We start from the raw sequence: 26,932 nt of genomic DNA, 5'->3' as shown, positions 1-26,932 counted from the left end.
TTTTGTTGTTTTTTGCCCTAACCAATCAATCGCATACAAAATATCTTAAGTTTATTCAATGAAATTTAGCCAAACAATTAGCCCTGGCAAACATCAAAATATTAACTGGGTAAATAATTTAAGGCTGATAGCTATGTTTGCTGTTGTAGTGCTGCATACTGCATCTCCCCTGTTATTTCGCGTTAAAGATGCATCCATTAACGATTGGCTTGCTGCCGATGCTTACAATGCCGTGGTGCGTTTTTGTGTACCCGTTTTTGTTATGATAACCGGAGCTTTACTATTACAACGGGAGTATGAACTTAGCGATTTTTTAAAAAGGCGGCTTGGCAGGCTCATACCCCCATTCATTTTTTGGAGTTTGATATACATTGGTTATAAGCTTTACGATGGAGAGTTAGAATTATCAGACAATATATGGCCCAATATAAAACTTGTATTACAGCAACTTCAAACCGGCAGTTATTATCATTTATGGTACGTATATCTTTTAATAGGCCTTTACCTGATTATACCCGTAATAAGCAAGTTTGTACGTAACGCTACAGAAAAAGAGCTATTGTATTTCTTAGGCATCTGGTTTTTAACCATGATTTTAGGCAGGCCATATTTAACCGTATTTGATCCCGGTATCGATCTGCACAACTTTACCGGCTATATTGGGTACCTTGTACTTGGCTATTACCTCGCCTATAAGCCTTTTACATTTAAAAACATGGCTTCAGTTGCAGCATTGGTGTTTATACTTTGCGCTTTACTGATAGCCTCGGGCACGTACTTCTTACTATTAAAAACCAGGAACTTAAGCACTTTCTTTTACGAACCAATTAGCCCTTTTATACTCATACTATCGGCAAGCGCATTTTTAATGGCACGGTTTATTAAAATTAATTTAAACCCGGTTGTAAATAACGTCATAAGCAATATAGGTAAGTATACGTTGGGCTTATACCTTAGCCATGCTTTAATCTTAAACCTGCTTGAGCTTGGGGGTATCACCTACACCATTTTTAATCCTGTTTTCAGCATTCCGCTGATTGCGTTTTTGTGCTTTTCGTTATCGTACCTAATGATATACGTGATGAACAAATTGCCGTTGCTAAAGTATGTTACCGGGTAAAACTTTAGTGTAATGATGATTAAAATCCATGAACTATTCCCTGAAACTGCAAACTATTTCCGTATATTTGTACCCTTAACTGCAAACTGCCCACCGGCAATTGCGAACTCAAAAAAATGGGGTCGACCGGAATTGACAGGATGGAGATAAGTAGGTAAGCATGCAGCGCGTTGGGTGAATTAGCGCTTAAATCTGAACGCTCAAACTTACAAATGGCGAAAATAACTACGCCTTAGCTGCCTAATTTAGAATTAGCATAGCTTTTGTCCCGCCGGTTTTCCGTTCTGTTGAATCGGCAATCGGGGCATCGAAAAACGGAACTGGTTTGCTTAAGGTGTGCATAGCGAACGAGATAAAGCACCTAAGGAAGACGGTACAGGTAAGCGACTGACCTTCCCCTTCCCTACAATTAAACAGAAGCTAAGCATGTAGAAAGCTTACCTTATACCATGTTTGGACGAGGGTTCGAATCCCTCCGGCTCCACCCGCGGGGATTTTCGCAAGAAAATCCCCTTTTTTTTCAAAAATCAACAAGTTTTTCTCCCTCATTTTCAGGTGGTTATGTGAAAATATTTCAAGCATCGTAGGGGTTCGATAGACCCCATTTTCGTAGTACAAGTTGCTATCGAACCCCTGAGCTATAAATTCCCGTTTTTGTATTGTATCGGCCTGGGTAAACACATGCCTGAGGTCAGTAAGCAGGTGCAGGTGCTTGTTTAAAATAGCCAGAGCCGGAGATTGATCTTTATTGAGTTTGCCGATCTCAGCTTGTAACTGCACTATATCGGTGTTATAATTCCCTGTCCAGCGGTCGTAAGTATCCTTTGAGATCTGATCGTTTATCCATTTTTCTTCGACCGCCATCAGTTTATCCTGTAACTGATCCAGCTGTGATTTTTTTTCGGCCGCCACCTTTTTATTTTTTGACAATTCCTGCTGAATGGTTTTTTCGGCATTATCCTTTATGAATTTAGCCTGGCTTTTGCTTAAACTCATGAGATCGCAGATCTGCAGGAACTGATCGTGCGCCTTTACGGCATTGATGTTATTATGGCCGGGGATTTTGCATTTATAGTAATAGTAGTATTTCTTATGACGGCCACGAGAAGCTGCACCGGTCAATGGTAATCCGCAATGACATTTTACGGCCACACGTAAAGGGATTTCGTCATTGATCACCGTTCTTACACCGTCGTTGCCTTTCATCTTATTCTGAATGAACTGCCAGGTTGTCTTATCAATAATCGGTTCATGAATGGCCGGAAAAAGGCCACCAGGATGATCCTTGAATGCCTTTGCCCTAACCATACCTGCGTAAGCCGGGTTTTTCAATACTTTTTCAATAGCATTATTTCCTTTCCGGTTAAAACCCATGGCAAATGCCTGCTCCTTGATTTTGAAAAGGGGAATATTGCGGATAAAGGCATCGAATATATACCGGATTATTTTGGCGTCATCTTCAACGACTTCCAAAGTGCGCTTCTTTCCCTCTCCCACTTTCCGATAACCGAATGGAGCTAGGTTACTTAGGTACCGCCCTTCTTTCGCTCGGGCCGTATAGTTGCCGCCACGAATCTTAATGCTGCGGTTAATATTATCTTCCTCAGCCAGCAACAACTGCAGGCCAGCCCTGAAAAAGCTGCCTGGCGTGTCATAATCAAAGGTGATGCCCTCGGTAACGCTTACTATCTGAATGTTGTATCGTTTTTGCAGCTGTTTAACCAGGCTCATCGCTTCACCTGCGTCACGGCTAAAACGGTCCATCTGATCGACCAGCAGATAATCTACATGTTTATGATGCTTACTGATAAATTCCTGCAGTTTGATAAAGTCCGGTCGGTCGAAGGTTTTCGCGCTCTTGCCCCGGTCGATAAAAGTATCGACCAGCAATACCTTATTGTATTCCAGCCATTGGTCCGTATATAATTCCTGTCGTTCTATAGAACCGTTACTTTGCCCCAACTGGCTAAACCTTAAATATCTGATCGCACGTTTCATAGTATTCCCTTAAAGTCGCTTTTACTATAATTTCTACTATTAAATTTAGCATTTTTTTCTCTTTTTCACGCTCGATGTCCTCAAAATTCTCATCATTTTTATTGGCGGCCAACTTAAACTTTCTTTCCTCTCTTTTCATCTCACTTCCATTTAAGGTCAAATTGCATTAATAAAAAAAGGCGAAACCTGAATTCCGCCTTGTTATGATCAATCACAGTAAAGCAGGAAAACCCTGCTCCTGACGTTTCGCTTATAGGATCGTTCGTACCGGATATAACCCAGGTCGTTCAGATCATTCAGGCATTTAAAATAGGTCGCTCTCGCCGACATTCTTGCGGCGATCATGACCTCGTGACTAAAGGCCGCTACCGGATTTTGAAAATCCTGCTCCTGCCAGAGCTGGAGCAAGACCGCATACAAACCGATATGGTTTATACCGATGCGGCCGTCGTTCCTGATGGCTTCAAAAAATCCTGATAACGGCCTGAATGGTTCCAATACGACGACCTTTAAGCGACTTTTAAACCTTTTCTTTTTTCAGCAGCGACCGCGTTGCTCGGCTTGGTAGTCGTTTTTTTGTACTGGCTTTGGGTTTTGTTTTTTTCCTGTTTCTGCTCTTTGGCTGTCGCCTTATCGACGCTCTGTGATTGATCCAGCCCGACACGTTCTTTTGGCCTGATGTCCAGCTTTTGCCCGTTTTGATCATAGAAGTCCAACTTACCTAAGCGTGGATTGGCCGCCACACGGACTTCGACCTGTTGACCGTCCTGCGTTACCGTCGCTTTTACGCTGTTGCCCTTTTGTAGCTGTTGCAGGAACTGTCGCCTGTCGTAATCATCTGCCATTTGCTTGATATCGAATTTGCCGAGTTCACGCTGGTGATCCCAGTTCATAGACTTGGTGAGGAAGTTACCATAGCTGTCCGTCTCCTTGAAATTGACGCCGCGCCAGGCCAGGTAAGTTTCACCGTTAGGGCGCATCCTGGTATCGCCGTTAACCTGCGTCGGTACTAGGCGCGGCTGCTCGCGGTAAACGTAACGTCCGTCCAGCATGTTATAGCGTTCCTGGAGCGTATAATTATGCTTGGTGCCCACAAAATAAGTTTGCTTCAGGTCTTCTTTGCCCGGTTGTTTCAGGGTCATATCAAATTTATTAAAGAACATGATGTCCTTTTCCGTGCCTTTGGCGAAATGCAGCACCGATTCCACGGTGTCCGGCCCGAATTGTTTTTTATGTTCCAGGGTAAATTTGGTCAGCCCCTGTTCCATCTTGTCGCGTAATGGTTTGGCCAGGTCCTCACCGAAACCGGTGTACAGCAACATGTCTTTCGCATAGGAATAGCTTTCTTCGTTGATCTTCATAACTTTTTCGTTTTTGGTGTTAAACTGTTCATAAGTAAATTGCACGGGATAGGCCGATGTCTTCAATTGTTCCGGGTCGGCTGGTTTGAGGCTGTCATCATAAAGTTTCAGTATACCATCCGCCTCAACGCGGGCATACAGGAAATGCCGGATGATCGCCGGATTGCCCAGCGTATTCATCTGCTGGAGTTCGTAAATATTTCGATTTTGTAGCGGGTCATAAACGGGTGCCGTGAGGGCCAAAGTGATCCCACAATAACTTTCCGGCCTGCCTTCCACGTTTAGTTCCAGCGCTTTGTCCCGGTATCGTCCGATGATCAGATGTTCGTCAATACTGCTGTCCGGGCGTTTATCTTTCAGTTCCTCCTTCAGCCATCGGGCCGCATTTTCATAGTTGTCAAATGAAGGCCCCTGGCTGACCTCATGCCCGATTTCATAAACGTGGTGCCCCAGATGCGTATGATGAATTACCTGGTATTCCACGACTTCTTTGACCGGCTGGATGATCTTTGTCCATTGCACCGGGAAGAATGAACCACTTATGGCTAATTCGGAAGCCCGCACATGGTCGGAACCAGCTAACGGCTGTACTGACGCCAGTTGCAGCAGCGTTTCCACCTGGTCTTTATTAAAGATGGCAGCGGAACTATCTTGCCGCAACACCTGTTGCAGATTGGCCACAGGCAGGTTACGGTAATCGCTTGGATTAAAAGATTCCCCGCCCAGGTCAATGGCATAATTGCGCGCTATGCAGAAATCATTGGCGTGTTTGGCGGAAGTGAAAAACTCCATATTGACATGAGATAAGCCCTCCGCAGTATCGTTGAAAGCCACCCAGGGCAAGTTGTGCTTCAGCGCATTTTCCAGCCGTTCTGCGATATCAACCCATTTATGTTCCCTGATTTCCATATTAGTGTCCATTTTTATTTTCATTATTATCACGGAGCAGCAGCAGGTGCCCGTCCCTGATTTTTCCTTTCACCCGTTTCACTTTTTTGCCAAAAGCGTCTTTGACAGTATTGATGCCTGCCGTTGTCAGCTGCGCACCAACCGAAGGGTCGAAACTCATGAGATCCATGCCCTGTACACCGCTGACCGTACCGTCACGGATCGCTTCATTAGTAATCGCCTCGGGAACGTTGATCCCTTCCATCCCGTCGGTTTTATCAAATACTGTCAAGTCTACCGGGTAAAAATCAGCTCCCACATGGATACTTTTGACGTTCAGCGTATAGCGCTGGCTGGCCAGCGTGCCGCTGCCATAGATTTTTTGTCCCCTTGGAAACAGCTGCCCGCCGATGGTTACGGTATCCAGCAGCTTCATACAGATGACCGTTCCCTGTACGATCTTTTGATTGCCCTCGATCACAGCGGGGATTGCCCGGAATTTCCGGACTGCTGTTTTCTCCGTAGCGGGAACTGCCGGTTGTTTTACCCGTTCGGGATGCTGGATGTCGAGGATCTTTTCCAGCAGGCCGTTCATTTGTTTCAGTTCGGGGTCTTCCTCCTCCCTCGGGTGCAACAGAGAATCCGGCAACACGGACGCCTCCCGTTTGAGCGGCGGGTTCAACGGGACATCCGGTTGTTTATTCAATACCGCCTGTAATTGGGTCAGCCGTTGACTGATCCGGGCTGCGTTCAGCGCCGGGCCGTTATTCCCGCCCGGTCCGTCCGGTGTACCGAAAGGAGGCTGTTGAGGGGAAAAAACACCGCCGGGGAACACGCCGGGTTGGGTTGCGTTGGAGTCGGCTGCTCTTTTAAAAAACGGATCGGCTTTGCGCAGCTGTTCTTTTTTCTCGGAATCGGCACGCGCTTTTTCATAAAAACTCAGTTTGTCGCCCAGGTCTTTATCCGAAAAGATCGCGCCAGGCAGTTTCATGCTCAGCCCTTTGGCCTGTGTGGCGGTTGCGCTTTCAGCTGCACCACCACCAAGGGTCCAGAAGATCAGCGTGGTAAACGGCAGGATGAGCAGGGGCATCACCACGAGCATTTTTCTTTTGCGCCGCTGCTGCGGCGTGGCTTGATTGGTTTCCATAATTTTAATGATTGCTTACGGTTAAAACTTTGTTTTCTGTGGTATTCCAGTGGCGGATGAGCAGGCCCAGGAGGTTATTATCGCTGCGCTGGGCTTCATACAGGTCACCCTCGGTAACGAGGTTTTGCACAACTTCGCTCGTCGCGCGGGTGATCTGCAAACGGGCGAAGCAGCGGAAATGGTAAGGTTCCTGCCTGGTATCGACCTCCACGCTGTCGATGAGGATCCGCTGGTGAATATTGCCGGCCACAACGGCGGTATAATATCCGCTTACGGAAAGGCTGTCGTACACTTTTCTGGCCGATTCATCGGCGAGATCCAGTGCGCGGCTCAGGTTCCGGCGGTTCAGCTTTTCGTCCGGGTCGAGGTTGAAAAACAGGTCGTGGAAGGCACGAACCTGCCCTTTGGCTTCATAAGGCAGGTAAACGCTTTTCTCGGCCGCGGTGGCCGCCCAGGCAGTGTTCCCAGCGAGGATGTAGACACGTTTTTGCAGGACGAGGGACAGTATCCTGTTCTGCCAGTGCATAAAGCCGATGGTGGCGAAAGCAGCGATCACGATCACGATGCAGAACGTGCGCACATGCTGAAAGGCCGTTTCGAGGTTTTTGATTTTAGGGAACATGATCATTGTTTTTTAGGCGGGTTGCCGCTGAGTTTACTTTCCTTGAAATGATGGGTATCGCCGTTCTTTTGCTGGTGCTGGCTATGTTGGACGGAGCGGTACTGGTTACCGGCGATAAAGCTTTGCATCACCGAGCCGCTGAACCAGGATACCGCCATCGAGGCCAGCCCGCTGGTTTTGGCAAAGAGCGCGTGCCCGCCGACGTTCATGATATAATTGGCGATGCTGGGCACGGTAAAATAACCGATGATGCCGATGAGCAGAAAGATCAGATAAACAGTGCTCGTATTGCCGAACTCGTTGCCGCCGAGGTTGCCGCTCTGCATGGCAAGCAGCATATTCACCTGGATCTTGGCGATGATCGCCCCAAAAATATTAGCAACGGGCAGCCACATGAACACATTGACGTAACGGGCGATCCACTGCTTGAGCGAATGCTGGAAGCCGTCAAAAATGCTCAAGCCGAAACACAGCGGCCCGAGGATCGCCAGGACGATCAGCTTGAAGGTCCGGATCGTATCGAGGCAGAGCGCCGCGGCCTGAAAAAGCACGTTCAGCACTTCATAGATGAATTTCCTTGCCCAGTTCTTGATGTTCCAGCCGGAAAAGGCATCAGAAATGGGGTTACCGGCCGACTGATTACTGCCGTCCGGGTGGCTATACTGGTACCATTTGTCGGGATCGGCATCCGGGTTGGCGGATGCCTGCCCCTCCCCGCTTTCCGGCTTATCGCTGAGCAGTTGCTCGATGGCCTGGTTGGAACGCGCGACCATGCCTTCGGTCGCGGTCACCACGGGCTGCAGCACGCCGTTCATCAGGCGTAAGACCAAGGGGAAAAAGGCCACGCAGAAACCGATAGCGAAAGGCCGCAACAAGGGATAGATATCGATAGGCTCCGCCGCTGCCAGGTGTTTCCAGACGCGTGCGCCAATAAACCACAGCGCGGCGAAACCGCCGATGGCGCGGGAAACGCCGATCAGGCCGCTGGACAAGGGCAGCATCTGGTCATAAAGCTGGCTGAGTACGCCCTGCAGGCTGTGCAGGTCGTCGGCGACGCCTTCCGTATGGGCAGCTGCGGGCCAGTTGCATAACAGCAAAAGGGCCGTTGAAAGGAAAAATAATGATTTGAATTTCTTTTTCATGGTGGTTGATTTAAGCGGTGCAGGCGCAGGAATAAGCCGGTTCGGCATCTTCGAGGCTGTAGTTCGTTTTTTGTGCCAGGGCGATCTCCAGCAGTTCGGCATAAGTGGTATCCTTAAAGAAAGTGCCGGAAGGTTTGTCCCGGCCGGCAGCCGACCGGCGTTCGTCTTCGATCCATTTTTCCGCCAGCTCCGGGTATTGCGCCATGATCTTGATGATATTGCTCTTCCCTTTCAAAAAGCACAGGTCGCAGTTACCGAGGATCGGCGGAATCTCCAGGTTGTAAGGCCTGGTTTCCCAATAGGCGTTGATCATCGCTTTGGTAATGCCCTGTTCGTAAAGCGGGAAGCGGGTGACGGTATGTTTGTAAGTTCCCTTGAAATTCTTCACCCGCTGCGGCTCGTCCGCGCGAAAGCCAATGAACTGCTCGAAGCGCGTCCCGATCAGCGGGCGCAAGTAGCGGCGGGCCGTCATGATCTTTAATTCCACCGTGCAGATCCGTTTCACCCGGTTGGGTAAATAGTGTTTCCAGTGGGTCAGCGCGTCGAAACCTGTTTTGCCGGGGCTGCGCGGGTGCGTATAGGTCACCCGGTGAATTTTAAAACCTTCGTGCCGTTCGATCTCGTCGAGAAAACGGTAAGTCGCCGGATGCTCCCGGCCGGTATCCGTGAACAGCACGATATCTTCCGGCCCCGGTTTTTCGGCAATAGTCATGTAGGCGGAAGTTTTCCCGCCGGAAAGATTGAATACCCGTGTCATGATTGCCTCATTACCTGATACCGTACATAGATTTCACGCTCTGCTGATCGGCAGCGGTTGCAGCCCTTTGCCTGGACATCGCCGAAGCCTGGCCGTTGAAGCGCCGCAAATAACCGAGCTGGCTGCGGCTTTCAAGGTAAATACGGTCGATAGCCGTCAGCCGCTCGGCATCACTCATCCGGAGCTGACTGTCGGTGACGATCATCGCCAGGTCGTCGAGGTTTTGCAGGCTACTGCTGACGAGGTGGTTATAAACCTTTAGCATATAATCCAGTTCATCCGGGCTGAAATGTCCGCTTCGTTGAAAAGTACCGGAGGCGTTCCGATATTCGCTGACGAGCGTGGCCTGGTCGCTGATGATATCCGCGATCCGCGGGTATTTGCGAACGGTTGGGCTGACGAGGTAAAGCCCGCCGAGAAATGCTTCATGCAGGCTGAAGTTGCCCTGGGCCACGCTTTTTACGGCACTATAGCCTTTGCTCAGCACCTCGTAGCCCGTATACATCTGGCCGAGCATGTTTTTGAGGCTGGCCAGTTTCTCATAATCGAGCACGAGCTGCTCGATGCAGTCTTCGACGGACTGCGCCTGGGATCGCTGCGGACAAATGCCGCCCAGTCCTGCTGCAAACAGCAGGCTTACTAATAACTTTTTCATCACTTTCACTAATCTCCTTTCACCTGTTGATTATAATTATTGTATGCCGTAGAGCTTTTTTATTTGCGCCCTGTCTTTTTGCGGTCTCTGCCGTTGCAGGGCCAGCTTCCGGCATTTGGCGGTGAAATAACCGGCAAAGGCATATTTGTCCTTCATTGCTTCGTAAAGCTTGTCCAGCCTGGCGAGTCTTTCGGCGTCGGTTAGCTGGAGCCTGCCGGGCGTGAGCACCTGCGCGAGTTCCTCCAGGTCCAGTTTAGCTTTCGCCAGCAGGCTGTTTTCGACTTTGCCGAGGTACCCGGTTTCCGTAGCGTCCAGCAGCTTTTGTTGCTGCTGCCATTGTTTCTCGTTTGCGAATAGCGAACAGATTTGCCGGTACAGACTGTCGATGGCGCGGCCTTTCGGGTTGTTTTTGATCGCCGGGGCGACCTGCTGCAGGGAACTGAAATAATCCGAATGCAGCCTGAAAGTGCCGTTCTTCAGGCCGTGGGCTGTTGTCCAGCCTTTTTCGGCGATGCTGTAGCCGGTTTTGATCGCGCCCAGGTAGAGCTGGTAAGCGGCGATCTGTTCCGTCATCAGTTTTTTCTTCTGAGCCTGCTGGCTGAAGAAGTCGCCGAGGAACTGCGCGGATGCCCGGTCAGCCAGGAGGCCGATGAGGGAAAAAATCAGGAAGGTTAAAATTTTTGTTTTCATGGTTTCGTGTTTAATGGATGCCGTAGAGTTGTCTGACAGATGCCCGGTCGCGGGCGTCCTTCGCCCGGAGGAGGCTCAGGCCGGCGTTCTGCCGGTTGAACTGCCGCAGGTGGTCGAGGTTGAGCTGCATGGCTTTGGCTGCCTGCCCGATCCGTTCCAGCCTTTCGGCATCATCCATCTGCGTGGCCTGGTCGCTGACGATGGTCAGGAGTTCGTCGAGGTTGCGGAGGCTTTCCTGCAAAATGCCGCCGTAGATATTGTCCATGTATTTCAGTTCGGCGGGACTGAAATGCGGGTCGCCGTGCGACAGCGCGCTGGCCTGCCGGTATTCGCCGACAAGCTGGCTTTGCCGGCTGATGATGCGTTTAACGGCATCGTAATCCGCGATCAGCCGCCTGACTTTGCTGAGTTCCTGGTAATAACCGGCATACAGCGTTTTTTCCTTATCCAGCCAGCCGGATATGCCGTTGAGGTTGTTCAGATGCAGGGAATTTTCCAGCTGTTGCTCGGCATTTTGCAGGGCGATGGTTTGGTTCTGCAGGCGCTGTACGTTCAAGTCGATGGCGACGATCACTTTCTTGATCAGCCCGGTGGCAATGTTGACCACGGGTACCTGGGCTTTTGCCCGGATGCCGGTGAGGGAAAAAATAAACCAAGCCAGGATCGGGGTTACTGTTTTTATACTTTTCATGCGGCTTTGGTTTTTGCGGTTTGTTCCTGTACCAGGGCGGCGATACCTTTTTCCATGCTGCCATAGTGTTCGGCGTAGTCGCGGACTTTGATCCGTTCTTTTCCCTCGGTGGTATAGGCGTAGTATTCCTCGGGGCAGAGTTCGTTGCGGTAGACTTTCATAATCTGCCCGCCGATATCGATAAAGATCTCGCGGTCGTCCTTGTTGACGGAAAGCAGGATGGTTTTGCCTTTATCCGAAAGGCCGAGCGCCTGCTGCAGTTTGTCGAATTTGCCCTGGAACTTGCGCATGTCCATCAACACCTTGATATCGGCGTTGTTGATGATGGCTTCCCGGATGATGGGCGAGCTGATCAGGTCGTCCAGCTCCTGGGTGACCACGCTTGGTACGCCGTTGAACTTGCGAATGGTTTTGAACGCGTAGCGGATAAATTCCGCCATGCCGGCTTTAGCAATGGCCTTCCAGGCTTCATCGATGGTCAGCACCTTGCGGACGCCGGGCAGCCTGCGCATTTTAGAGATAAAAAGCTCCATGATAACGAGCGTCACTACGGGAAATAGGATAGGGTGGTCTTTGATCTGGTCCAGCTCGATAACGACGAAACGCTGCCCGAGCAGGTCGAGCTTCTCCCTAGCGTTGAGCAGGTAATCGAACTCGCCGCCGGTATAGTAAGGCCGCAATACGTACAGGAAATTATCCATATCGAAATCCCTTTCCTTTACCCGGTGGTTTTCCAGCAGTTTCCGGTAATCGCGTTCAAGATATTCGTAGAAGGAATCGAAACAGGGGAATACTGGCGCGTTTTTTGCCCAATATTCATAGTAACCCTGCAGGGCGTTGGACAGCGCTACGTATTCCGCCCGGTTGAAGGTTTCGTTCTCCCCTTTCCAAAGCGATACCAGCAGAGCTTTCAGGCTTTCTTTTTTCTCGGTATCCAGCGTCTCGCCTGGCGACAGGAAAAACGGGTTGAATCGGATCGGGTTGCTTTCTTCATAAGTAAAATAATAGCCACCCAGCATTTCGCAGAGGCTTTTATAGCTGCCGCCGATGTCCACGGTTACGCAATGCGCCCCCATCGCGTATAGGGAATGCAGGATGTGGTTGCTGGTCATCGATTTGCCGCCGCCGCTGCTCCCGCAGATCAGCATGCCCATATTGCTGGTGATTCCGGCCGCACGCGGCGCATCGAAAAGGTCGACGTATACCGGGCGGCGGCTGAGCCGGTCGCAAAAGCGGATCCCCTGACCCGGCGGGTCGCTGTGGTAATTGCTTTCCTGGCTGATGAAGCAGGCCGCCTGCTCCGCGAAGGTGTCGAAAGTGTCGTTGACCGGGAAATCGCCGGCGTTACCGGGGATCCCCGCCCACCAGATCTGAGGGGCGCCGCGGGTTTCTTCCTTGCCGCTGGCATCCATCACGGCCAGGGAGGAAACCACCTGGTTGCCCAGGGTTTTCAGCTCATCTCCCTTATCCGCCCAGACCATCACGTTAAAATGTGCTTTAACCGGCAGGCGCTGCTGGCCGATGGCCTCGTTGAGAAAAGCGTTAGTCGCTTCCAACGCGATGGCGTTCTCCCGCGAATAGACCGACAGCGACTGCAGGCGCAGGCGTTTCTTTTCCAGCCGCCGAAGCGTTTCCTGCGCATCCCCTATAAAAATATACTGGTTATAAATATGGCTGCAATCCAGTAGCAGCCCCAGCCCGGCGGCGAAGCTGACCGGGAACCTGGTCTGATCAGTCGAATAGCGGTCATAAGTGATCCGCGGGCCACAGAGCGATGGCAGGTCTTCGGCATCGCCCAGTGTATAAACGGCCAGCTGCTTGCTGCCGATGCGGATGTTATCCTCAAAGGCGATATCGCGCATGAGGTTCTGCCGGTCATTTTCGGGCAGGTAGCAATACCGTTCGATCAGGCCGGATCGTCCGGGCTGGCTTTGCAGTTCCGCCGCTTTCAATTTTTCTAAACGGATGAGCCCAGTATCTTCTAGTAGCCGCTGAAAACGGGCGCAGGCATCGAGAAATTCGAGGCGCGACCGCTCCTGTAATAACTCTTTGGGAAACAGGTTCGGACGGAGAAGCGTCGAGAACAGGGAACTGCTGACCGGGCGGCCCGACGGCTTCTTCGTCAGATACAGCAGGCTGTCGTGCCGCAGGTACGGCCGCCCCTTAAAATGGCGGGCTGCTGCTTTCTCCAGGAAACCTTCGGCGGTTTCAGCGGGTTGCAGCACATCGCGCATAAACCAGTCCTGCTTGTGCAGCACGCTGTTTTTGGGCAATACGCGGATTGCCTTGATCCAGGTCTGGTGCAGGTTTTCGTACTGATCGTCGGACAGCGTAAAAATTTCGGGCAGGCTAAGCCGGTAGGCCACGGTGAACTCGCCCTGCTTGCTCAGGATACAGTCGTTCTCGATGCCGAGGATGGGTAGTATATCGCTTAATCTTTTTTCCATGGTTGGGGTTAAAAAGGGCCGGTGAGGGATAACAACGAGGGTATTTTTTCCCCTCACTGGCAAATTCTCAAAAATGCATGCGTTGGCGCGGCCGGATCTTCCGGGCATTCTCCTGATGGTCCTGCTGCAGCTTTTCCCGGTTCTGCCGGATCAGCGTGGGAACGTTCGTTTCGGCCAGGGGAATGAGCTCCGCTTTTAAATCTTTTTGGATCGGGTGCCGGCGCAATAACTCGCGTTCGTCCATCCCGTAGATCCAGGCCGTACCTACCGGGTCGAGCCCGGGTTCATTCGGGAGTCGGATGCGGATGATATGGTCCGGCAGTTCGGTCAGGCCGGGATCGATCTCCACGGTTTGTTTGAGCAGCGGCTGGTAATAGGCCTCGAAAGCGTTACCATCATCGGTGATAGTGAAACTGAGGAGGCTGATGACCGGCGCGAAATCCCGGCCATGGCGCAGTTCATGCAGGCGCAGGTCCACGGTAAAAGGTTCGCCGGCGATATCGATCTGCGGCAGCACGCCGCTCCGGCGCAGGCCGAGGGCCTGCTGATCGACGATGACCTCGAAGTCGCTTTTGCCTTTGAGTTGTTCCGCCGTCCCGCCATACCTGGCGGCCATGCCTTCCGGGTGCAACTCGGTCATCTGCGGTACCTCTACCAGGCGGTAACGCTGGCCGTCCGGCTCCCGGAAGGATGCAATATCCAGCAGGGTATCATAAATCAAGCGGTAATGCGTGCCCCGGTCCTGCATGTCGCGGATAAAAGATATTTCATTGGCCTGGCGGTTGGTTTGCCGCAGTACCTGTTTGCCGATATCCACTTCATAACCGGTTTCGTTGATCCTGTGGATGACGGGTTGTTTCATAGTGTTCATCATGCTCCTCCTTATCGTGCTAATTGCCGGAATACTTTGCGGCTGTATGATTTCAGTATTTTGGGCGCCCTTTTCCCCGCGGCGGCTTTCATCAGGCCGTGCTCGCCGTATTTCCGGCTCAGGCGGAAGATGCTGATGCTGCCGTAAGCCGCAGCCGAACCGGTCAGCGCCAGGCAGACCAGCGTCCCCGCCCCGCAGATGTAGAGCGCCGCAAAAACGATCATCAGCCCGGTGATCAGCCCGCCGAAATACCAGATATATTGCGCGCGCAGACCTTTGAACTCGATACTTTTGTTGATGCCTTTATTGACCTCGTAAATGCTGTTTTTCATCATGTAGGGTTTCTCATTAGTTTTTCCTTTCACCAGCGTAGTTTGCGGTGAGGGGAAAAAGGATGGTTTGGTTTTGCATTACCGCCGGGATTCCGGGCGGCGTGTAGCGTTCCACTGTAGCGAGTGTATCATGGATAGCCCCGCCGTGGCTGAAGACGGCCAGTTTTTCCAGCTGAAAACCACGGGCGCGTCCCATGACCACGGAGTGATAGCCGAAGGTGATCACGATCCCGCCTGGTTCGAGGCAGGCCGGAATCGCATCTTTTAGTTGCCGGAAAGGGCTGCACACGATGCCTCTATAAAGTTCCATGGACTTCCGGTAGGCATAAGGCGGATCCAGCAGGATGGTGCGGAACGCTGCGCCGCGCCACTCGCGCAGGAATGCCAGCGCGTCGAGGTGCTGATCGGCGGGCATCGTGGTGTCCAGGTCGTTGCGCAGCTCATCGACAGCCAGTTTCGTACGGCCCGCGAACAGGTTGAGCACCCGGCCCTCGCATTGCTGTTCCACCCATTCCCGTATTTGGCGCACGGAGAAGGTGTAGCGGTGCAGCGGGCAGCGGATATGTTCGATCAGCAGCGTTTTCATGGGCGCAATCCTTTCTTCCGCTCATGCAATCCCGGCTGCGGAGGGGAAAAATCAGGCGAGCCGTTCACGGTCAGGCGGGTATCCGTTTTGTCCCCCGGGGCAGGCATTTTAACTACTACAGCTTCCGGCTGTACTTCTTTTTGCTGTTCCTGCTCTTTTGCTTCATCCGCGCCGCCCTGTTGCAATTTCTGTTTGGCAGCAATGCTGGCGGCGATCTCCCGCTCCAGGCGGGTCAGTTCCGTTTTCATGCCCTGCAATTCCCCTTCGCGCTCGAATTTCTTGCCGAGCAGGTTTTCCAGCTGCGGGATCTGCTGATCGAGTTCTTTGAACTGGCCGCTGAGCTTTTCGGCCTGTCCTCCTACCCGGTCGATGGCATGGAGATAGTATCGGGCGGCGGTTTTCGGGTTATCAGTGTTCGGCGCGCCGGAATTGTACAGGTATTTGTTCCCGGTTTCGGGGCGCCAGGCGTACAGCGTATTATAATGGTTGGCCGGTTTATCCGAATCGAAAGCGCCCAGGTGCCGTTCGATCATCAGGTCGAAACCGTACAGGCTGCCTAATTTCGCTTTACCCGTAGTGCCGTTTTCCGGCATCCAGTTGCGGTACTTGGAAACCAGGAACTTGCCAATGGCCACGGGATCGGCGCTTTGCAGTTTGTCCAGGCTGATCGCGTTAACTTTGGTGCCCTCTTTATCCAGCTTCAGCTGCGCCTGGTAAATCTTTAAATCCGAAGATATCCCTACCAATTCTTTGCTCAGTTTTTCTTTTTCCTTCAGCTTATCTTCCAGCGTGTAGCGGGAGCGGTTAATATCCCGGTAATGAGCTGTCTTCAGGCTCTCGAGCGCGGCAATTTTTTTCTCCAGCTTGGATTTCTCCAGCAGGGAGATGTCGCCGGACAGGATGGCGATGTATTCGGAAAAATTCATGCCGCTCTTTTCGTCCACGGAACCTTCATCGATACTGCGTACGTTCAGCTCGCAGTTTTTCATCTGGCTGATAAAGGTCTGCTTGTTCTTCAGGAGATTGAACTTATAATTGTCCAGCGATTGTTCGACGGCATAAATAAAATTGAGCACCTGGTTGCCATAGTGCTGTTTGGCCAACAGGTTGCCCTGCCTCGCCCCTCTGCCGTTCCGTTGTTCCAGTTCCGATGGCTTCCAGGGGATATCGAGGTGGTGCATGGCGATTACCCGTTGTTGTACGTTCAAGCCGGTGCCGGCTTTCTCGGTGCTGCCGATCAGTACACGGATTTCGCCGCGGTTCATTTTCTTGAACAGCTCCGGTTTCTGCTTGTCGGTCCAGCTGTGGATGAACGTGATTTCGTTCGCCTTTACATTCAGATCGTTCACCAGTTTATCCTTCAGCGCATCATAGAGGTTGAATTCACCGGCTTTCGGCGTGCCAATGTCGCAGAAAACGATCTGCGTTCCTTTATGCGGCGTGGAAGAATGGTACAGCTCGGCCAGTTTGCGGGCGCAGGTATTCACCTTGTTGTCCGGGTGGTCGCCGTATGCCGGATTGATCAGCCGCATATCAGCGGCCATTTTCTTGGCGTAATTCGTGGCGATCAGCATCCGGCCTTTATCTTCGTCCTCGCTCAATGGTGCCCGCCCGATCAGGGTGGCGTCGCCGTTTTCGGCGAACTGCATCAGGCGCGTGATAAAATCGTTTTGCTCCGGTGTCGGGGTGATATTGACGAGCTGTTCGTCCAGCGCGGGTTTATCGAGGTTGATATGCGCCGCCGTCTTGTAATCGGTGATCTCGTTATAGAAAAGCGCCAGCTCGGGCACCTTGATAAAATGCCGGAAGCGCTCCTTGTTGATGATCTGGTTGGTCACCGAGAACTCGAAGTCGGTGGTTTTCCTGGCGAATACCGCCGCCCAGCCGTCGAAATTGTCGATATACTGGCGCTCCATTTCTTTCGGCCGGAGGTATTTGAAAATGAGGTACATTTCCGTCAGGCTATTGGAGATGGGCGTACCGCTCAGGAATGTCACGCAAAGGTCGCGGTCGAACTGCTGCTGGAGCGTCCGGACTGCGAACAGCATGTTGAGCGCTTTCTGGCTGCCTTCAGTATTGCCGAGGCCGGCCACGCGGTCATGACGGGTGGTGAACGTCAGGTTCTTAAATTTATGCGATTCGTCGATAAAGAGGTGGTCGATGCCCATTTCCCGGAAGGTGATGCCGGTATCCTTCTTCTCGGCGATATCCTCTGCCAGCGTCTTTAGCTTCGCCACCAGGTTATTTTTACGGATCTCCAGCCCTTTGAGCATCCGCCGGGAAATATCTCCCCCCTCCGATTTGAGCATCATCAGGTCTTCGGTAACCGCGGCGAGTTCTTTGGCAAAAATCTGCGACTGGATTTCCGGCGACTGCGGAATTTTGCCGAACTGGTCATGCGTCAGGATGATACAGTCCCAGTTATTGTTTTTGATCTCGTGGAAAATGCGCAGGCGCTTTTCCGGTGTAAAATCATGCTCGCCGGGAAACAGGATGCGCGCATGGGGATAGGCCTTGCGGTAGGTATCGGCGATCTGGTTGACATTGGCTTTCAGGGCGAGTATCATCGGCTTCTGCACGATGCCGAGGCGCTTCATTTCATGACCGGCGACGATCATGGTCAGCGTTTTGCCCAGGCCGACTTCGTGGTCGATCAGGCCGCCGCGGTTCTGGATGACCCGCCAGGCGGCGTTCTTCTGCGAGCTGTAGAGGTCACCGATGCCCAGCGCATTTTTATCAAGGCCGGGAAAACGCAGGTGATCCCCGTTGAACTCGCGGAGCACGTAGCAGTTGAACGTCCGGTTATAGAGCCCGGTAATATCCTGTTTTTGCTCATCGGGCAGTTCCTGCAGCCAGTTGGTAAAACCGCTGCGGATCTGCTCGATCTTTTCATGCGCCAGCTGGATCGCCTCGTTGTCGGGATAGCGTTTGGTCGTGTCCCCCATTTTGACCTCGTAGCTGAAATACGGCGTGGTATTTTCCAGCGCGTGCTCCAGCAGCGTATAGCCGTAGGTCGTGCGGCTGCTGTCCTTCGGGCGGATAGCGAACTCCCTGGTCAGCTTCAGGTTGCTCCCGCTCACCGATACTTTAAAATTATCGCTCGAAGCCAGGTAACTGATCGTTACCGGCAGCTCGAAAAAATCGCTGGCAAAGCGTTCATAATAACGATTGGGAAACCAGCGTTCGCCCAGGTTGAAATCCAGCAGTTCAAAAGGAATCTGTTCGGGTTGCGCCTTGCGAATCGCATCGAGGCTGCGCTGCAGTTCGTCATCTGCCGGATCAGCGTCCGCCACTTTCTGCGCTGCCTCCAGCTTTTGCACGACATTACCACTCAGGTAGGCGTCGCGGGTTTCCCATTCCCGGTTTTCGGGGTTCAGGAAAATATGGCTGTGCAGGCCGATGATCGTTTCATCGGCGCTGAGGCCGGTCGCGGCGGCGATAAAGCCCAGGTCTACCATCCCGTAGTCGTTCAGGCAACGGGCCAGCGCGGATACGGGATCGTCCGTTTTAAAAACCTCCGCCCGTTGGAAGACCGGCCCAGCCAGAATATCGGCCGGGCGGAAAATATGTTGCTCTCTGGTTTCGATGGAAGCCAGCATTTTAAAGCCGTCTTTTTCATCGGCCAGGATTAGGCGGCGGTTGGCCGGGCGGTTTAGCTCACCGTATTGCTGTTTAAAAGCATGATAAGCCTGGTTCAGCGATTCCCGGATGAGGGGAAAAGGCTGCAGGGCTTCAGCCTCTTTGGCAGACAGCTCGTAATAACGGTCCCGTAACAGGATATAAGCCCGATAGAAAGCAGCGTCCTTCTGATCGGGCAGGGGTTCGAAGAGGGCGCGGTTCCTTGCGGGATCGAGTTCTTTGATCCTGCCGGTTTTCAGGCCTTCGGTCACGAGGCTTCCTTCCTGGTGATGGGGCTGCAAGCCGTTGAACCAGGTCTTTTCTTCCTGGCTGAAGTTAAAAGATCCTTTCAGACCCAGGTCGCCTTCGAAGAAAAATTCATGGCCGTATCTCGTGAGCTTTTCCGGGAGCGCGGCGGTTTCCCGGCTAAAAGCTCCGGCGTTGAGCCAGGCCAGCGGGAAGGTAATTTCGTTTACATTGCTATAGAGCTTATAGGCGAAAGTCTTGTTCTGGCGCAGGCGGGCTGCGACCAGGACGATGCTTTCGTGCGCGGCATGGTCACGTGTCCGGATGATGCCGGCCGTCCGCGCGGTTTCGGTCAGCACGGTGGCCTGGTCGGTTTCCGTGAGGTAATCGGCCGCGCGGCTGAGGGTTTCGGCGGTCTGGGTATCGAATAGGCCGAGTTGCACAGAGGCGGCCACAGCCTTGCTTTCGGGCATGGGTTTATAAGTAAGTGGCGGTAACTCGTCCGTGTTTTGCACCGTAACCTGGCTGAGGCCGTTACTGGCTTTGATAAAAGCCCCCCTATCGAAATATTGGTCAAAGCCTGCGGTGATATTGGCTTTCAGCTTACCGGCGATGGCCCCGATATCGCCATTCTGCCAGAACTCCGTGGCGGCCTGTCCGTATTGCGTTTTGCCGGGCCGGATGGTTTCAGCCATAACAATACTATCCCCCCGTTCCCGGATATAGCTGTTGACCGTGTACCGTCCGAATCTGTTCTCCCGCCATTCGGTTTCAAGCAGGAGCTTTTCTTCGCTGCTCAGTGTGGCTTTATCGCCGGCTTTCTGCACGATCAGCAAATGGCTGGGCGCTTCGGTATTGCCGGTTTCCTTCATCAGGTTATCCGGCATAATGGCCAGGCTGACCAGATTGGCGCGGCTGAACAGATGTTCCCGCGCTGCTTTGTTCGAGGGTGAATTCAAAAAGGCATCGGTTGTGATATAAGCCATGATCCCGCCCTCGGCCAGTTTGTCCAGCCCCTTGGCAAAGAAATAGGTATGAATTTTGGCAGATAGGCTATTTCCCTGGTAAGCCGGGTCAAAAATCTGGAAATTACCAAAGGGGATATTGTTGGCCACGAGGTCGTATTTGCCATCTTCGGCACCGGGTGTTTCCTCAAAACCTTTGATCTGTACGACCACCTCCATGGGCAGGGTGCTGCACAGCGCGGTCAGTACTTTACCCGTCGGGAGATCTTTTTCCACGGCGCTGACCCGAAGAGCGGGGAAAGCTTTGGCGGCTTGGGTAATGAATATGCCCGCACCAGCGCTGGGTTCATAGAGCATGGTAGGCCGGATGCCCTTTTCCTGTAAAACCCCGTACAATACCTGCGGGACGATAGCGGGTGTATAAAACGCGGTCACGACGCTGGCGCGGATGGAATCGATAGCCGTCTGATAACCATCTCCCAGTTCCTTTCGCAGCACTTCGTGCAGTTCCATCATCGATGGGTAAAGCTTCAGGTCGTTCTGCGAGGCGTTCATTTCCCGCCAGCCGGAAATCTCGGTACGGGGATACAGCACGGCTTTGAGCCCGCCGAAGCCGGCATAGCCGCGCAGGGTTTCGGCCTGCTGTTCGTTCAGGCGGTCGCCGGGCCGATAGGCCAGGGCGATTTTGATCGCCTCGATATTCGTTCGCAGTTGCTTTAAAGGGTTATAAGCCATGGTTCCGCTGTTTTCGTTGATTGCTTATCTGTTCAGGTATTCGGCGATCATGCCCATGACCGCGTGTTGGAGGTCGCGGCTGTATTCGTCTTCCTCGGAGAAGTGGTAGACCTCGAAAATGGGTTCGCAGGCCCCGATCAGGTTGATGATCTCGTAAGTAAGGATGCTGCTGTCGCGCATCCGCCGGTAATCGGCTGCGAATTCTTCTTCCAGCAGGTCGCGCAGGTAGCTGAAGCGCGAGGGCCGCAGGTCGCGGGTTAGTTCTTCGAGGCAAAGCGCTTCGATAACGTAGGGCGGGCGCTGTTCATCCTGCAATTGCAGGATCAGGTCATCGACCGAATCGGCCTTGCTATTGAGATAATGGTCGAGGCGGTGGTCTTCCTGCAGCGCGATGAGCAGGTCGGTATGGTGCTCCAGCAGATAGTCGTGCAGCCTTTTGATGAGTTGTGTTTTCATGAGCTTTTTATGCATGGGTGGTTAAGGTGGCTGGTGAGGGGAAAAAGGAAGCCGGGCGGATTGGCCATCGGGTATCTTTTTTCCCTCTCGGGCACCTGTTATTCAGATCCCGAAAAAAGATTTGATGATGGTGGCCACCACGACAAGGAAGATGCAGCTGCCAAACCAGGCGGCAGCGACTTTGGAGGTGTCCTGGTCGCCGGAGTTCCATTTCTGGTAGACCTTGACAGCGCCGATGAGGCCGACGATGGCCCCGATGCCGTACATCAGGTTGGTGCCGCTTTCAAAATAACTGCGGACCTGGGTGTTGGCTTCCTGGATGCCGGCGTTGCCGTCCTGGGCCCGGCTGCTTACATAACCCAGGGTGATCAATACCGCGCATAAGGCGGCCTTGGGGAGTATTTTGCCCCACGATTTTCTCTTGCACTTTTCCATTTCACTATCGTTTGCTTATAAAATTTCGGGCATGGGTTTCCCTTACCCACTCCCGAAGCTGTTCGGGAGGGGCGGAAAATCGGCTGCGTCCGGTACCCACCGTTTCGGTCATGGCCCTGCGGCACCGGGCCGGGCAGCGGTATCCTGGTTTTCAGGGGATCCCTTTACCGTCCCCGCGGGATTACGGGATCGGGAGGATCGGGCACGGCGGCTAAGCGCTCCACCATATATCCACCTCGCTTTCGCTCAGCAGGGCCGTGCCGGTTTTTTCGCATTCCCGGACGATGAACGCATTGATCTGTTCGCGTTCGGGTGTCGCGGAGATGTCGGGGAAGTCGTTGAGTACTTTTTTGATTTGCTTGATGAGCGGCGTCGGCGCATAGGGTTGGGCGGCTGCGTCGCGGATGATTTCTTTGAGGGTTTCGGCGAGGTCTTCCGCCTGGTCGCTGAGGTTTTCCCCGCTTCCGGCCGGGAGGTCGGGGTGCTGATCATAAACAGCCGGGTAGTCTATCAGGACTTCTGCCTGCTGCTGAATCGCAGGCGGCAGGCTTTCGTTGCCTTGTTGGCGAGGACTGAACCTGGCGATGAGGCGGTTGATATCCCCACGATAATATCTCCACGCGATCCAGGCGTAATAACCAACGGTTAAAACGAGAACCGTGATAAAGTAATGCTGCCATGTGATGTGTTGCAAAAGGTTTTTCATATTTTAAAACTTGATTTGTCTATAGCGGACTTGCTGCCCTTTGTTGATACAAAGCAAGCGGATCGCGCAATGCGCATAAACTTCAACATGAAACTGAATCCTTCTTGCAGTTCTTGAAGCCAATTGAAAATGAGCGTAATACAAAGAATTCGTATTATCTGACCAGGAAGTTTTTAAGATTAGAAAATTTCAGAAACGAGGCGACGAGAAAAATAAGCGCGGGGAAAACACAGGACGGCGAAAAGGCATAAAATAATAAAATCTCCTGTTCGGGAGGCTTTGTATCATAATTGGGAGAGACAAAATCAATACTGCTGCTGGCTCGTACTGCGGCTGCTAAAAAACTTAAGTATGCTGAAAGGATACTAATATCATTGAGGGCTAATGAGAGCAATACGCTGAGTCAGTCCAAAGCCCTGGCATTTCCCTGACCAGGAGGGGGCTGTTATTATTAAGTCCTGGGCGCCAGACAGTTTTTTTCTTTAAAGTCCCGCTCTTTTTTTATTGGTGGAAATTCTTTAACCAATAAAAAAAGAGGAATCAACCAACTCCCCTTTTTCCTGGCAATTATTATCTGTTATTTGCCTTATCCTATAAAGAACTCCGGGTTGATTATCTTCCGGGCCCGCGATTCAGGTTTCCCTGAACCCGTCTCCAAAAAAAGTCGTCTCGTCTATTTCCAATAATTTCAATAAAAGGTGGAGTGTCTTAAGGTTCAGGTTCCTTCCGGTTTCATAAGCCCCGTATTGTGAACGGTTGAGATCGTGCGCGTAGGCAAATTTGTCGTAGTCACTGAAATTTTTAAGTTTCCGGAAATGCTTGAGCCTTCGGCCTACCTTTTCATAAAAAGCCTTTAGTTCTTCATCATCGTCATTTCCTGTTTTCCGGGCGCACATACGGCAAAATAACCGAATTGCGGGTTCGGATATTACCTATTATAATATACCCATTATAATAGGTATTTTTAAAAAAAACCTTAAATTCGGATAGAAACAGTAACGATGAGCACCGAGCAAATTCTTCACACGGCATTAAACGACCTGGGGTTTAGCAGCAATTTCGTGGAAAAATCAAAAAAGATGGGATTTACGACGATTGGGGAGATGACCGCCGCCGGCCTGACAGCCATACAGGAGCAGGAAGGCTTTACCTACCACTGGCTTACAGAACTCAGTGCCTTTCTCAGCGAAAAAGAAATGTTATACCTATTGCAGCCACTACCGGGAAGTAGGTCGTTCTAAGCTGACGGATCATATTTTCAAGCAGCTCGAGCACCCGGGCCGCGGTGATTTGTGAGGCATCATAATATTCATTGGACAAGCTTTTGGGGGAAATGGCCTGCTGTCGCTTGGATTCAAAGTTTGCCGAAAAAAATTGAAATATCACGGATAAATTATCTTCGGCGAAAAAGCGCAACTGGTAAAACAACCGGATGATCAGGGCCAGCTGGGCTACCGGGATATTCAGCTTTATCTTCGGAACTAAATTCATGGGTAATGACCTGGTAATTTCCGCTTCCAGCAAAACCAGCTCCTCAGTTATCCAATACCGGAGCATTTGCTCCAGGGAGGGCAGGCGCCGATCATACGCCAAATCAGCCGCAGAACTTATAGCAAGCGGCAAGCCGGCACGTTCCTTCAGAACAGCGATTTTTCCTGCAGAGGACAGGTGACGGACCGATAATGACAATTTATCCTTTTCGTATACAAAGAAAGCCAGTTGATTAAAATTAATTCCAATCAGTTTTTCCGCCAACTCCAGTTCATCAATACCATCGTTACTGACAATGCCGGACAGCGCCATGATGAAGTCCACGTAATATAACAGTTCGCCCACACTAAATGTCCTTGCCCCGGTTGCGAACCGTCCCAAATATGTACACAATATATCAGCCAGCCCTGCTGAAGGCAACCGGGCAGCGATCAAACCGGCAATCCGGAAATTTTCCGCCGCCATCTTTAAAATAACATGCTCCTGCCAACAAACCGGGGCTTTTTGATTGGGTTCAATATGTTTTCTAAAAAAGAAGCAAAGATGATCAGCCAAACGGCACAGCTCCTCTTCAAAAATCCGAAAAAGCTCATTTCTTTGGGGGCAGCCCATGCGGTCAGACTGAGCGTCCATTAAATTCCGAAGCAAGTCTGAACAAGAAGCGATCACCATGAAGTGATAAGAATAATACCGGGAAAGACAAAGGTCATTCGTCAGGGTAAAAGCGGCGCCTGCCCAGGACTCCCGGGCGAGCAGGCCGATTCCTAAAAACCTCTTTTTGATCAGCATACCCACTTCCGGCAAAATGCAGACAGCCTCCCCGGAAGAACCAGATAATTCTTCGAGGAGGCTGTTCATACCGTCCAGTTCATTTTTGGGCCGGGCCTGCAACATGATCAATGTTAATGACGGTCAAAATGAGTCGTTGTCAGGATCGTGGTACAGGTAGTGGTCGGATCACCATGATCGGAGGTCGTAGTCGTTTCCAGTTTCGAAGCCTGGGCCGCGTTCCTGAAATTGTACAGCGTCTTCGTTTTTTGTTGTGGTAGTTTTAACTTTTTCATTTTACTTATTTATTTTTACGATATTAAGCTTATTAGATATTATTTTATAATCCAGGCACGAACAACCGGTTCCGGCACACAAATTACAAGTATGGAAGCCACAACAGCAATTAGGCCGATCAACAATCCCTCGCGGAAAGTACTTATCCATGCCGGTTGCTGGAGCCTTTTCATCGGCTACGAGCTGTTTTATATCCATTATACCGTCGGCAGCTTCGGTGCCCCAATGCGGTATTTTTTTTACTACCCGGTCAATATCTGCCTGTTTTACCTTGTCGTTCATGTTTTAAAACAAAACTTCAGTGCGAAAAGACCAGCCTACCTGGCCGGGCTGATACAGCTGCCGGCCCTGCTCCTGTTTTTCCTCTTCCTGAAATTCGCCTTCGATCAGTATACCTCGCTGCCCTTAACCGGCCCGCCCGGGACACAGGCCTTGGCCGTCCGGCAGATCCTGATTCTTGACCTCCAGCGTATTTTATATTTCGCAGGCGCCGCGGGCCTTTACTGGGCGGGCGGCACTATCTCCGGCCTGCAAAAACAGGCTGCCGAAACACGCATCCGGGAGCTGACTCATCTCGCTGACCAGGCAGTCCTTGAATCCCAGCTGGCCAGGGCGGGAAACGCTTATCTGCAGCAACAGATCAACCCGCATTTATTTTTCAATACCCTCAACTTCATTTACAGCGAGGTCATGGACTGTTCCGCCGGGGCCGCTGAATCCGTCATGCTGTTGTCGGAACTCGCCCGGTACGGTCTTGAAGAAAAAGACGAACTGGGCAGGACCCCGCTTGATCTCGAAATAACCCAGGTAGGCCACCTGGTCCGGATCAACCGGCTTCGCTTCAGCAACAGCACCCTCCTTGATTTTGTACTGGAAGGCGAGTTTGGCAGCCACCGCATCATTCCCCTGATCCTGCTGACATTCACGGAGAACATTTTCAAACACGGAGACCTCAAAACAGCGCAGGCATCCCTTAAAATTAAGATCAGTTCGTCCGGCAGGCTCCAGTACTTCAGCAAAAACGCCAAAAAACCATGGGCCAACCAGGACCGGCACCAGGGCATAGGAATAAAAAATACCCGGACCAGGCTCGATTACAGCTACCCCGATAAATATTCGCTCGATGTCACCGAAACGGAAACAGCGTATGAACTGCATTTTACGATTGACCTATGATAACAAACATCTATATCATCGATGATGAGGCGCATGCGATAAAGGTCATCGCCAGCCATATCCGAAAAACGCCGGGACTCGCCCTCGCAGGATCCAGCACCGATCCTCTGCTTGCCCTCGATGAAATCAGCCGCCAGCGTCCCGACATCACCTTCCTTGATATCGATATGCCCGAAATATCGGGCATAACCATGGCGCAGCTCCTCAACGGCCTGACCACGGTGGTATTCAGTACTTCTTTCCGTAATTATGGCCCTGAAGCATTTCAGTCCGGAGTTGCCGATTACCTACTGAAACCAGTAGGATATGACCTGTTCCTGCGCTGTGTCCAGAAAATCAAAAACAACCTGCCCGCGGCACCTGCGTCCACGGATATAAGCCCAAATTCGTTTTTTGTAAAAGGCCAGGCCAGGGGCAAATATCACCGGATCAGCCCGGCCCAGGTCATCCTCATCGAAAGCGAGCAGCATCATTGCCGCATCACCCTGCCGGGGGAAAAGATCACCGTCCCGTATAGTATCAGCACGATCATGGAAAAGTTGCCCGCTCCTATTTTCCAGCGGGTACACCGGGCCTTCATTATCAATATTGAAAAGATCCGATTTATCGATACCGGTGCGATCCATATGGAAAACAATGAAACGGTGCCGATCGGCCGTAATTACAGGGAAAGTTTCCTGCAAAAAATAAACGGCTCATAGCCGGTTCGCAGATCGCAGCTCGGCGCAAATG

23 protein-coding genes, 1 other RNA gene and 1 pseudogene are annotated in these 26,932 nt (G+C 51.8%); 4 read left to right on the top strand and 21 right to left on the bottom strand.

Going from position 1 to position 26,932, the window contains the following annotated elements; genetic code table 11:
• The first annotated feature begins 58 nt into the window (after nt 1-58).
• Together ACFFGT_RS10650 and ssrA are read left to right on the top strand one after the other, a co-directional pair.
• Nucleotides 59-1,120, top strand: coding sequence for an acyltransferase (locus ACFFGT_RS10650; protein ID WP_377022509.1), 1,062 nt, complete (start codon nt 59-61; stop codon nt 1,118-1,120).
• Nucleotides 1,121-1,238: 118 nt separating this feature from the next.
• Nucleotides 1,239-1,607: a transfer-messenger RNA gene (gene ssrA, locus ACFFGT_RS10645) on the top strand.
• Nucleotides 1,608-2,374: 767 nt separating this feature from the next.
• Here ssrA and ACFFGT_RS10640 read toward each other — a convergent pair.
• From ACFFGT_RS10640 to ACFFGT_RS10540, 21 genes and pseudogenes are all read right to left on the bottom strand, one after another.
• Nucleotides 2,375-3,118, bottom strand: a pseudogene (locus tag ACFFGT_RS10640) (recombinase family protein); the annotation flags it as partial.
• On the bottom strand, nt 3,087-3,257 hold the full coding sequence (locus tag ACFFGT_RS10635) for a hypothetical protein (protein ID WP_377022508.1): 171 nt from the start codon (nt 3,255-3,257) through the stop codon (nt 3,087-3,089). The gene ACFFGT_RS10635 and the pseudogene ACFFGT_RS10640, both read right to left, overlap by 32 nt.
• A 68-nt stretch (nt 3,258-3,325) precedes the next feature.
• A complete protein-coding gene (locus tag ACFFGT_RS10630) occupies nt 3,326-3,616 on the bottom strand; it encodes a hypothetical protein (protein WP_377022507.1) in 291 nt (96 codons plus the stop codon).
• Between the two features lie 11 nt (nt 3,617-3,627).
• Nucleotides 3,628-5,388, bottom strand: a complete 1,761-nt coding sequence (locus ACFFGT_RS10625; RefSeq protein ID WP_377022506.1) for a hypothetical protein — start codon at nt 5,386-5,388, stop codon at nt 3,628-3,630.
• Between the two features lies 1 nt (nt 5,389).
• Nucleotides 5,390-6,514 carry a conjugative transposon protein TraM gene (traM, locus tag ACFFGT_RS10620; protein ID WP_377022505.1) on the bottom strand — a complete coding sequence of 375 codons (1,125 nt, stop codon included), beginning with the start codon at nt 6,512-6,514 and terminating at the stop codon, nt 5,390-5,392.
• Between the two features lie 4 nt (nt 6,515-6,518).
• Nucleotides 6,519-7,136: a conjugative transposon protein TraK gene (gene traK, locus ACFFGT_RS10615; RefSeq protein ID WP_377022504.1), complete on the bottom strand. Its 618-nt coding sequence runs from the start codon at nt 7,134-7,136 to the stop codon at nt 6,519-6,521.
• 2 nt (nt 7,137-7,138) lie between these two features.
• A complete protein-coding gene (gene traJ / locus ACFFGT_RS10610) occupies nt 7,139-8,278 on the bottom strand; it encodes a conjugative transposon protein TraJ (RefSeq protein WP_377022503.1) in 1,140 nt (379 codons plus the stop codon).
• 10 nt (nt 8,279-8,288) lie between these two features.
• The gene (locus ACFFGT_RS10605; RefSeq protein WP_377022502.1) at nt 8,289-9,035 is read right to left on the bottom strand and encodes a phosphoadenosine phosphosulfate reductase domain-containing protein; all 747 of its coding nucleotides are present in this window, start codon (nt 9,033-9,035) and stop codon (nt 8,289-8,291) included.
• A gap of 10 nt (nt 9,036-9,045) precedes the next feature.
• Nucleotides 9,046-9,690: a TerB family tellurite resistance protein gene (locus ACFFGT_RS10600; protein WP_377022501.1), complete on the bottom strand. Its 645-nt coding sequence runs from the start codon at nt 9,688-9,690 to the stop codon at nt 9,046-9,048.
• 36 nt (nt 9,691-9,726) lie between these two features.
• Entirely contained in the window at nt 9,727-10,380 is a 654-nt protein-coding gene (locus ACFFGT_RS10595) for a hypothetical protein (protein WP_377022500.1), read from the bottom strand.
• Between the two features lie 10 nt (nt 10,381-10,390).
• Nucleotides 10,391-11,071, bottom strand: coding sequence for a conjugal transfer protein TraI (locus ACFFGT_RS10590; protein ID WP_377022499.1), 681 nt, complete (start codon nt 11,069-11,071; stop codon nt 10,391-10,393).
• On the bottom strand, nt 11,068-13,518 hold the full coding sequence (locus ACFFGT_RS10585) for a TraG family conjugative transposon ATPase (protein ID WP_377022498.1): 2,451 nt from the start codon (nt 13,516-13,518) through the stop codon (nt 11,068-11,070). Before ACFFGT_RS10585 ends, ACFFGT_RS10590 begins: the two co-directional genes overlap by 4 nt.
• 67 nt (nt 13,519-13,585) lie before the next feature.
• A complete protein-coding gene (locus ACFFGT_RS10580; RefSeq protein WP_377022497.1) occupies nt 13,586-14,380 on the bottom strand; it encodes a hypothetical protein in 795 nt (264 codons plus the stop codon).
• A 20-nt stretch (nt 14,381-14,400) separates the two neighbouring features.
• Nucleotides 14,401-14,724 carry a DUF4133 domain-containing protein gene (locus tag ACFFGT_RS10575; protein ID WP_377022496.1) on the bottom strand — a complete coding sequence of 108 codons (324 nt, stop codon included), beginning with the start codon at nt 14,722-14,724 and terminating at the stop codon, nt 14,401-14,403.
• Nucleotides 14,725-14,737: 13 nt separating this feature from the next.
• Nucleotides 14,738-15,307, bottom strand: a complete 570-nt coding sequence (locus ACFFGT_RS10570) for an RsmD family RNA methyltransferase (RefSeq protein WP_377022495.1) — start codon at nt 15,305-15,307, stop codon at nt 14,738-14,740.
• The gene (locus tag ACFFGT_RS10565) at nt 15,304-20,871 is read right to left on the bottom strand and encodes a helicase-like domain-containing protein (RefSeq protein ID WP_377022494.1); all 5,568 of its coding nucleotides are present in this window, start codon (nt 20,869-20,871) and stop codon (nt 15,304-15,306) included. Before ACFFGT_RS10565 ends, ACFFGT_RS10570 begins: the two co-directional genes overlap by 4 nt.
• 24 nt (nt 20,872-20,895) lie before the next feature.
• Nucleotides 20,896-21,327 (bottom strand): DUF1896 family protein, encoded by a 432-nt coding sequence (locus ACFFGT_RS10560; RefSeq protein ID WP_377022493.1) that lies wholly within the window; start codon nt 21,325-21,327, stop codon nt 20,896-20,898.
• A gap of 102 nt (nt 21,328-21,429) precedes the next feature.
• Nucleotides 21,430-21,762: a DUF4134 domain-containing protein gene (locus tag ACFFGT_RS10555; protein ID WP_377022492.1), complete on the bottom strand. Its 333-nt coding sequence runs from the start codon at nt 21,760-21,762 to the stop codon at nt 21,430-21,432.
• A 211-nt stretch (nt 21,763-21,973) separates the two neighbouring features.
• Nucleotides 21,974-22,468 (bottom strand): hypothetical protein, encoded by a 495-nt coding sequence (locus ACFFGT_RS10550; RefSeq protein ID WP_377022491.1) that lies wholly within the window; start codon nt 22,466-22,468, stop codon nt 21,974-21,976.
• A 632-nt stretch (nt 22,469-23,100) separates the two neighbouring features.
• On the bottom strand, nt 23,101-23,364 hold the full coding sequence (locus ACFFGT_RS10545; RefSeq protein WP_377022490.1) for an XRE family transcriptional regulator: 264 nt from the start codon (nt 23,362-23,364) through the stop codon (nt 23,101-23,103).
• A 286-nt stretch (nt 23,365-23,650) separates the two neighbouring features.
• The gene (locus ACFFGT_RS10540) at nt 23,651-24,853 is read right to left on the bottom strand and encodes a hypothetical protein (RefSeq protein ID WP_377022489.1); all 1,203 of its coding nucleotides are present in this window, start codon (nt 24,851-24,853) and stop codon (nt 23,651-23,653) included.
• A gap of 261 nt (nt 24,854-25,114) precedes the next feature.
• Between ACFFGT_RS10540 and ACFFGT_RS10535 the strand changes: the two genes are divergently transcribed.
• Entirely contained in the window at nt 25,115-26,200 is a 1,086-nt protein-coding gene (locus ACFFGT_RS10535; protein WP_377022488.1) for a sensor histidine kinase, read from the top strand.
• A complete protein-coding gene (locus ACFFGT_RS10530; RefSeq protein WP_377022487.1) occupies nt 26,197-26,901 on the top strand; it encodes a LytR/AlgR family response regulator transcription factor in 705 nt (234 codons plus the stop codon). Before ACFFGT_RS10535 ends, ACFFGT_RS10530 begins: the two co-directional genes overlap by 4 nt.
• Nucleotides 26,902-26,932: the final 31 nt, after the last annotated feature.

Source organism: Mucilaginibacter angelicae, from assembly GCF_042434235.1.
Lineage (GTDB): Bacteria > Bacteroidota > Bacteroidia > Sphingobacteriales > Sphingobacteriaceae > Mucilaginibacter > Mucilaginibacter angelicae.
The sequence above is the reverse complement of the archived record's forward strand: the minus strand, read 5'-3'. Positions and strand labels throughout refer to the sequence as shown.